The sequence below is a fragment of the Pseudoalteromonas sp. G5_S1_14_S5 genome (assembly GCF_054968605.1).
Window position 1 is genome coordinate 1 of sequence record NZ_JBQKUM010000236.1, and the last position, 418, is coordinate 418.

At 44.5% G+C, this 418-nt stretch carries 1 protein-coding gene; it reads left to right on the top strand.

All coding sequences use genetic code 11. The features are described from left to right. Positions 1-361, top strand: a 361-nt coding sequence (locus tag ACTRWI_RS22700) for a DDE-type integrase/transposase/recombinase (RefSeq protein WP_499133942.1), incomplete at its 5' end; no start/stop codon positions are given. Positions 362-418 lie beyond the last annotated feature (57 nt).

Below are 418 nucleotides of genomic sequence, written 5' to 3' on the forward strand. Positions count from 1 at the left end.
TTATAAAATGTCCTTTCATCCCCAAACATTGAATACTGATAAACATTCGTCTTATGGTAACGCCATTACTCGCCTCAAGCGCGAAGGCCGTTTACGGCAAGATGTAGAACATCGGCAAGTGAAATATCTCAACAATGGCATTGAATCTGACCACGCCCCGATTAAAAAGCTTATCGAAGCCACAGGTGGATTCAAAGTGCGAAAGCGGGCCTGGTCAACGATTCAAGGTTTTGAAGGGATCCGGATGTTGAATAAAGGCCAGTTTGATTTTTGGTTACGTCGTGATGAGCCAAAACTGAGGGTGCAGGAGAGATCCGTCTTCCTCAATGAACTCTTCAATATCTTTGGAATATACGCATGAAATGAAGTGCTCAGATGGGCGCCTCAGACACATTTTCCATTTTTGCAACAAGCCCGC